The organism is Aerococcus sp. L_32 (genome assembly GCF_050689315.1).
In genome coordinates, this window is the sequence record NZ_JBOEQF010000091.1 from 1 (window position 1) to 8,019 (window position 8,019).

The following is an 8,019-nucleotide window of genomic DNA, read 5'->3' on the forward strand; positions in this document are numbered from 1 at the left end:
CTGGGTCCCACATAGTTGATTGATAAATCATTACTATCATGTCTATGTGGGGGTTATTTTGAAAGGCTCAAATTTTGTCTCCACATAAATACAGTCCAGAAAACTGAAGTTGTATCTATGCGCACTCGTGCAGATACAACTAATTCATGTGGCTTTGCCAGTATTTCATTGTTTGCACAGCAGTTAACATTTGAGTGGCTCCCTTCGTCTTTGATATCTCATTAAACAAATATTAACAAATCATGAGAAAAATGACAAGCATAATATCTGGAATATGAGCATTTTTGCCTAGAAAAAATCTTGTCAGCGAAAAATCGCAACTTTTGCTAAAATCGCCAATATCCCTTATAATGAAACGCTAGGAAGGTGGTGCTTACATGTCATTTGACGGTATGTTTACCCATGCACTGATTAAAGAATTAAACACAACATTTGCGGGCGGACGTATTCATAAAATCCAACAGCCATACGATATGGAGTTGGTCTTAACGATTCGCGCAAATCGCAAAAATCACAAATTATTGATTTCAGCCCATCCAAGTTTTGGGCGTATCCAAGTCACAGAACAAGCTTATAATAACCCAGAAACCCCACCAAACTTTACTATGGTATTGCGTAAGTATGTTGAAGGAAACATTATTGATAGCATTGAACAGTACGACAATGACCGGATTATCCTCTTCAATTTAACTAGACGAGATGAATTAGGCGACGCTAGCCAGCAACAATTGATTGTTGAAATTATGGGTCGTCATTCAAATATCTTTTTATTAGATAAGGATAAAAAGATTATCGATGCCATCAAACATGTGCCCATGTACCAAAATACTTTTAGAACGATCCTACCTGGGGCGACTTACCAACTGCCCCCAATCCAAAACCAGGTTAATCCCTTTAAGGTTGGCGAAAACTTTGAATCCGACAAGTCCTTAATGACAGCTAAATTCTTACAGAGTCAACTTATGGGATTAGGTCGTGATTCAGCAATTGAATTGGCAAGCTTAATTGAAAAAGATAGTCGTAAACCTTATCAAGTGATTCAAGACTTCTGTGCGGACTTTGAAAACCCAAATCCAACCTTAGTGGTCCAAGATGATAAGCAACATTTCTTAGTCTTCCCTTACACAACAATTTCAGGGGAAGAAAGTCATTATGACGATTTGAGCGCCCTATTAACGGCTTATTATGCAGAGAAGAGTAAGCATGATTATGTCCGTCAAGTCGGTAATGCCATTATTCAAGTCGTTGAGAAGAATCTGACTCATCAACACAAACGGTTGGCTAATTTAAACCAGGATATGGAGAAATCATCTAAGGCCGACATTTTCCAGTTAAAAGGTGAATTATTGACAACCTTCCTTTACCAAATTGAAAAAGGCCAAACTGAAGTAACTTTAGCCAACTACTACGACAATGATCAACCCATTACGATTAGCTTAGACCCTGCCTTAACACCGTCACAAAATGCGCAGAAATACTACCATAAGTATAATAAACTACGGAATGCTATTAATCATATCGAAAAACAAAAAGTCGTTGCTGAAGCTGAAATCCAGTATTTGGAATCTATCCAAACCCAATTGAACTTTGCTGAACCAAACGAATTAGCGGATATACGGGATGAATTAATTGACCAAGGCTATCTTAAAAAGCAAAAGCAAGATAAGAAAAAACGGTCAAATAATGCCTCAGCTAAACCGCGTGAATATGAAACTGCGGAGGGTAACCGAATTTTAGTTGGTCGAAACAACAAGCAAAACGACCAATTAACCATGCGCCAGGCCAATAAAAACCACTATTGGTTCCATACCAAGGATATTCCTGGTTCACACGTTATTTTAGAAACCAGTGACCCTAGTGAAGCTGAAATCATCCAAGCAGCTGAATTAGCCGCAGCCTTTTCAAAATATAGCCACTCCAATAACGTGCCCGTTGATTACACGCAAGTAAAACACGTGAAAAAACCAAATGGAAGTAAACCTGGATTTGTGAATTACTTTGAACAAAAAACGATCTTTGTCACACCAACAAAAATCGTTTAAGTGTCGATATTAAAAACTCATCACCGAATATGCAAAAAGACCGATTGGCAGATTGCTCCCCCCTAGCTCGCTCACAAGGGTAGTCATCAAACCAGTCGGTCTTTTTACTACATATATTTTCTAAATAATCCGTTTATAAGCGTGTTTCCTCACCTGGCAAGTAAATGTTGATAATTGATAAACTTCCTCATCACAGTTCAGAATCATCGGGCTGCCATCCTTACTAGCATAAACCACTTCATCACATATTACATTATCTAGCTCTTCCAAATCTTCGTGGTTTCCAGCGAAAAACTTGTATAAGACAGCCAATATTTTATGCATAGGCATAGTTTGTACATAAACCAATTCTAGAAGGCCGTCATTCACTTGACTATCAGGGTTGATCTTAAAACCACCACCATACATAACCCCATTGCATAATGCGGCCAGAATATATGGCCCATCCATCAGCTTCAACTCTGCCCCATCTTTTCTGGCTGTTAGGCCAATATCGAATGCCGTACCTGCTTGTAAGGCCTTTGGAATTGAAGCCGTGTAGGCTTATTTTTGCAAGAATTTATGCTTTTCTTTAAAGTCATTGGCTTGAAAAACAACATTCGCATCGGCGCCAACACTCAAAATATTCATAGTATGCAAGTCTAATTCAGGAATATAAATGGCATCTGTTTCACTCGTTTTACCCTTAAAAATATGGTCAATCTGGTCTTTAACCGAACGGTTGCCGTATAAGCCAGCATAGAAGTCATTCCCAGTACCTAAGGGTAAGATAGCAAAAGTAAGCGCAGTATCTATCATCAAATTCCCGATTGAATGGACAGTTCCATCGCCACCACAGGCAACAACTACCCCAACTCGATATTTTTCTGAAAAACGGTCAATCAAAAATTGGCTAGACGCCTTTGATGTCGAATACACTAAAAAGATATCGTCTTTATTCAATCCTGCTTTTGAAGCCCGGTCTAATACCAATGCATTTATATCGGCCTTCTTCTTTTTCCCAGCAGCTTGGTAAAAAATAAATAAGAAACCCTTATTTCCCATGTTTGACACCTCTTTTATCTTATTACGTGTATGATTATGCCCTCCATTATACCAAACACTAGGCTATCAGACGAATATTGGTCAGTATTTTCACATTCATCGAATGTACGTTTGTATTGACCGAACGTATGTGCTATACTGATTATAAATAAAACGTGAATAGTTAGAACTCATAACCCACAAAAAAGGAGTACAGCTAATGAAAGAACGTCATCTGCAAATTCTAAAATGTATCTATTCAAACATTCAAAGTCAAGGGTTCCCCCCAACAGTAAGGGAAATCTGTGAAGCCGTGAACCTATCTTCAACTTCTACAGTCCATGGCCACCTTTCTCAATTAGAAAAGCAAGGTTATCTACTTCGGAATGCGACTAAACCGCGTGCTATGGAAATCACAGAAAAAGGCTTGGAATTACTAGGTGTATCTAGTCAAGGTATCCCAATGATTGGTACGGTAACTGCCGGTCAACCAATTACTGCCGTTGAAGATATTGAAGATTATTTCCCTATTCCACCTACTTTGAAAAACCAATCAGAATCTCTATTTATGCTGAAAATCCGTGGTGATTCAATGATTGAAGCAGGTATTTTAGACGGAGACTTCGTTATCGTTCGTCAAGAATTGTCTGCCCAAAATGGTGATATTGTAATCGCCATGACTGACGAAGGTGAAGCTACTTGTAAACGATTCTTTAAAGAGGATGGGTATATTCGCCTACAACCAGAAAACCATAGCTTAGAGCCTATTATTTTACCAGACGTACAAATTTTAGGACGCGTAATCAGTTTATTTAGAGAACATACTTATTAATTCCTTATACCATGGTGGCATCCATTATCCGATGATCATCATGGTTTTTTTTTCACTCAAATTAACCATGTCGATGGCTATACGACAATCACCTATTTACATTTTTGAAATATCCACTAAATTAATCGCAAGAGATATTCCATATTGCAGGCGTAAAGTATATGAAACAATATATCGTCGATGCATTTGCAGAACAATTACTTGAAGCTAATCCTGCTTCTGTATTTTAGAAAAGTGGTTACCAGAAAACTTGATAATTAACATCACAAAGGGAAATATTCTGTCAGAAGCAGCCATCGCGGTTAAAGAAGCTGGCAACTACCATTTACGTTAGTTTACCCTCGACGGTAAATTGATCTTCGTGGACCTGCGACAGCTTTCGTCATCATGAACTATATCGATTCAAGTTTCTTTTGATACACTTAGTAGTCAATTAACAGTAACTTGTGATGGTGACCAATCGGTCATGGCCTTCCCGTTTTATGAGCTGTATCTGAATTGAATATTACCGCCTAATGATGATTGTTCGACCAAAATCCTATTATTTATGCAAAAAAACATGACCAAGTCTCGCCCTATGGGGATTTGGTCATGTTTTCTGTTATTTTACTACTTCATACTAGTAGTGCATTAACGAGAATACGTCCGTACCAGCGATTTTTTCTCTGGCTTTGAATTCATCTAATTCTACTAAGAAGGCTGCACCGACAACTTCGCCCCCTAATTTTTCAATTAATGATACACAAGCTTCGATGGTACCACCAGTTGCCAATAAGTCATCTGCAATTAAGACTTTATCGCCAGGTTTAATCGCATCTTTATGGATTTGTAGGGTTGATTGACCGTACTCCAAACCGTAATCGATTGACTCGATTTCACGAGGCAATTTACCTTTTTTACGTGCGGGAACGAAGCCAATATTTAATGCATAAGCAACCGGACACCCAACGATAAATCCGCGGGCTTCTGGTCCAACAACCACATCTACATCTTTCTCACGTGCAAATTCCACGATTTCATTAATTGCTTCGTGGAAGGCTGGGCCATTCCCCATCAAAGGCGTGATATCTCTAAATAAAATATCTTTCTCTGGGAAGTCCTGTACGTCTGCAACATATTGTTTAAAATCCATTATTTTCCTCCTGAATAGAAATAATCTTTAATCATCGTAACATCATTATACCGTAAGAGTCGTTCATTATTGATTTGGGTTTCCCAATCGGCCATGGTTTGAGTAGCCAATAAGTCTACCTTTTCATTTACCGGTAAGGTCACTAAATCTGTATTATGCCATTTAACCAATTCCGCTTCTTCTAAGACTTTCACCATTAAATCAAGTTTCACTTTAGAAATTTTGAAGAAGTCTGCCAATGCCTGTTCCTTACCCGCCAGTGGAACTGTTCCGTGGCCTTGTAAGTATTTATATAATTGGCCGAATTCTTGCCGGGTTGGCTTTCCAACCATGTAGGCATTGACCGCAGAATAAGCATAGATATAAATATTATCAATTGCCGCCCGGTTTATCAGGTCTTTAACTGCTGATAAGTCCTTTGGAATATCAAAAATAACTAAGCTATCCTTACTAGCAAATGCTGATCCTTTATCAAGTATTTGATCAATCTCACTGGCCATGATGGCTTCACTTGTGAAAGGAATTTCGTCTTTATAAGCCTTGAAAAACGGAGCATTTTCAAAGACATAAGTGGCATTTTCAATTGACATGATTTGATCACGCTCACGCATATTTCGCAAGTCAAAAATACTTTTACTAGACTGGCGAATATCCTTGATTTGAGCTTGCGGTGATTGGTTTCCGTTCCATGCGTTGATGGATAAGGTAACCACCACATCGATTGGTTCGTTTGCTACTAATTGTTTGGCTAAGGCACCAGATTTAAAAGCAATCATACTTGTTTTGACATCTGCATCTGCTACTGTCAGTTTCAAAGTATTCTTGTCCTTCCCAATCAATTGGATTTGTGATAATTGGACGTCCTTTATTAAAAACAAGGGCTGTGGGTTATCGGTACCAAAGGGTTTAATTGGATCAAGGGCTTTAATATTTTCAAGAGTGATGTCTGTAATCCCGATGATCCCATCAATTTTCAGCGGTGTTTGCTGAGTATATACCGCTGAAAATTCAGTCACTCGGTCAAGTAAAGCCGTCTTCCAAGCTTCAAACTGGTCAATAGCTACAGTCATCCCAGCGGCCATTTCATGACCACCAAATTTGTCCGCATAGGCTTTACCGGCTTGTAATACTTGGAAAAGGTCAATCCCCTCTATCGAACGGCCAGAGCCTTTATAGCTGCCATTTTCAGCATTCTTACTTAGTAGAATGGTTGGTCGGTGGTATTTTTCAACCAAACGGCTGGCTACAATTCCAAGGACTCCTTCATGCCAACCTTCTTGGCCCAAGATAATCATTTGCGGTAATTGACTTTCACCGTCAACTAAAGCTTCCGCTTCCTTCACCATCTCATCAACGATGGCTTTACGGGCATTATTTTCTGAGTCCAGTAACTTAACCAGTTCACCAACTTCTTGGTCATCAAATGAGGTTAAGAACCGCACACCAGGGTTTGGATCGCCTAGACGACCTAAAGCATTTAATCTTGGTCCCAGAATAAAACCAATCGTTTGCTCATCGATTTGGTCTGGCTGGATGCTTTCTTTTTCAAAGAACATCTGTAAGCCTAACCGCTCGGTATGCTTCATTTGGTCCAAACCAGATGCCACAATTACTCGGTTTTCGTCAGTTAATGATACCAAGTCCGCAACAGTGCCAATAGCGGCAACATCCAGTAAATCACTTGGCGTTTCACCAAGTAAGGCTGTAGCCAATTTCAAGGCGACTCCAGCACCTGCTAAATCACCAAAAGGATATTGGCCTTCTGGGTGGCGTGGATGGACGATTGCATAGGCTTCCGGCAAGCTGTCTCCAATTTCATGGTGGTCCGTGATAATCACGTCAACATCTTGGTCTTTGGCGTAAGCTACGGCTTCGTGTCCTGCTACCCCATTATCACAAGTCAGGATTAGTTGGGTCCCTTTCTTGATGTAATAAGCATAGACATCCTTGTTTGGTCCGTACCCATCTTCAAACCGGTTAGGTAAGTAGAAGGATACATTGGCCCCAAGCATTTCAAGGGTTTCATACAAAATAGTCGTTGAAGTGATCCCATCTGCGTCATAATCCCCGTAGATTAAAATCTCTTCATAGTCTTCAACCGCTTGTTGTAGTCTTGAAACGGCCTTTTCCATATCTTTTAATAAGAATGGATCATGAAATACAGGCTCTTTAGCGATAAAAGCTTGAATCGCTTCAGGTGTTTGGTAGCCCTTATCATAAATGACCCGTACGACCATCTTTGGTAAGGATAGGTCTTCAGCTAGCTGCTGGATAAAGGCTGCAGCTGTAACATCCGCATTGCTTAAGTATTCAGGTTCTATCCATTCATAAACTGATTGCAACAAAATTTGTCCTCATTTCTAAGTTTCGTAGAAAATTAGTCTCTAAATTGGCCTTTTTCATAGGTCATATGAATTAAACGATAGGCTAGGCTAGGCGCCAATCTCATTAGACGATTCATAATTTCATAGTAAAATGGCACGACTACCTCAAACTGGCCACGTTCAATCGCGGTTGCCATTTTGTCAGCAACAATCTCTGGTGTGGTGGCAAAAGATTGGACATTTTTAAAGTATGACCCATCTTTATCCGCGATATCAAAGAAGGCAGTGTCAACTGGACCAGGCAAGATACAAGTCACTTTAATCTTGGTTGACCATAAATCTTGTCTTAAGCCGTTAGCAAAGGCATGAACACCCGCTTTACTGGCTGCGTAGACAGCTGATTTAGGCGTTTGAATTAAGCCAGCAACTGACGCAATTAAGGTGATGTTATTGGCTTTCGTATCTTGGTGTAACATCCCAGCTGCAAAGCGTTTTGAAAGAAACATGGTTAATAATAAATTTGTATGGGTCAGTTTTGCGATTTGCGTATAACCTTGGTCACTAATTGCTGAAAAATCACCGAATCCTAAACAATGGACAAAATTTTCGATTTGTCCTTTGTCAAAGCAATATTGGGCGAATTTCTCGGCTTCGTCACCAGTCACC

At 39.6% G+C, this 8,019-nt stretch carries 7 protein-coding genes; 2 read left to right on the forward strand and 5 right to left on the reverse strand.

Features of this window, described 5'->3' with window-relative positions; translation table 11 throughout:
• The first annotated feature begins 377 nt into the window (after positions 1-377).
• Entirely contained in the window at positions 378-2,042 is a 1,665-nt protein-coding gene (locus ACRCJ0_RS07340) for an NFACT RNA binding domain-containing protein (RefSeq protein WP_431390051.1), read from the forward strand.
• Positions 2,043-2,162: 120 nt separating this feature from the next.
• Here ACRCJ0_RS07340 and ACRCJ0_RS07345 read toward each other — a convergent pair whose 3' ends face one another.
• A complete protein-coding gene (locus tag ACRCJ0_RS07345) occupies positions 2,163-2,501 on the reverse strand; it encodes a diacylglycerol/lipid kinase family protein (protein WP_431390052.1) in 339 nt (112 codons plus the stop codon).
• An 84-nt stretch (positions 2,502-2,585) separates the two neighbouring features.
• Positions 2,586-3,086, reverse strand: a complete 501-nt coding sequence (locus tag ACRCJ0_RS07350) for a diacylglycerol/lipid kinase family protein (protein WP_431390053.1) — start codon at positions 3,084-3,086, stop codon at positions 2,586-2,588.
• A gap of 199 nt (positions 3,087-3,285) precedes the next feature.
• Here ACRCJ0_RS07350 and lexA point away from each other — a divergent pair, with 199 nt between their 5' ends.
• Positions 3,286-3,897 carry a transcriptional repressor LexA gene (gene lexA, locus ACRCJ0_RS07355; protein WP_016897164.1) on the forward strand — a complete coding sequence of 204 codons (612 nt, stop codon included), beginning with the start codon at positions 3,286-3,288 and terminating at the stop codon, positions 3,895-3,897.
• A 619-nt stretch (positions 3,898-4,516) separates the two neighbouring features.
• Here lexA and ACRCJ0_RS07360 read toward each other — a convergent pair.
• From ACRCJ0_RS07360 to ACRCJ0_RS07370, 3 genes are all read right to left on the reverse strand, one after another.
• The gene (locus tag ACRCJ0_RS07360) at positions 4,517-5,029 is read right to left on the reverse strand and encodes an adenine phosphoribosyltransferase (protein ID WP_016897377.1); all 513 of its coding nucleotides are present in this window, start codon (positions 5,027-5,029) and stop codon (positions 4,517-4,519) included.
• Positions 5,029-7,374, reverse strand: a complete 2,346-nt coding sequence (gene recJ, locus ACRCJ0_RS07365) for a single-stranded-DNA-specific exonuclease RecJ (protein ID WP_431390054.1) — start codon at positions 7,372-7,374, stop codon at positions 5,029-5,031. The genes ACRCJ0_RS07360 and recJ overlap by 1 nt, the downstream gene beginning before the upstream one ends.
• 32 nt (positions 7,375-7,406) lie before the next feature.
• Positions 7,407-8,019: SDR family NAD(P)-dependent oxidoreductase (locus tag ACRCJ0_RS07370; protein WP_431390055.1), on the reverse strand; the 613-nt coding region annotated here is incomplete at its 5' end.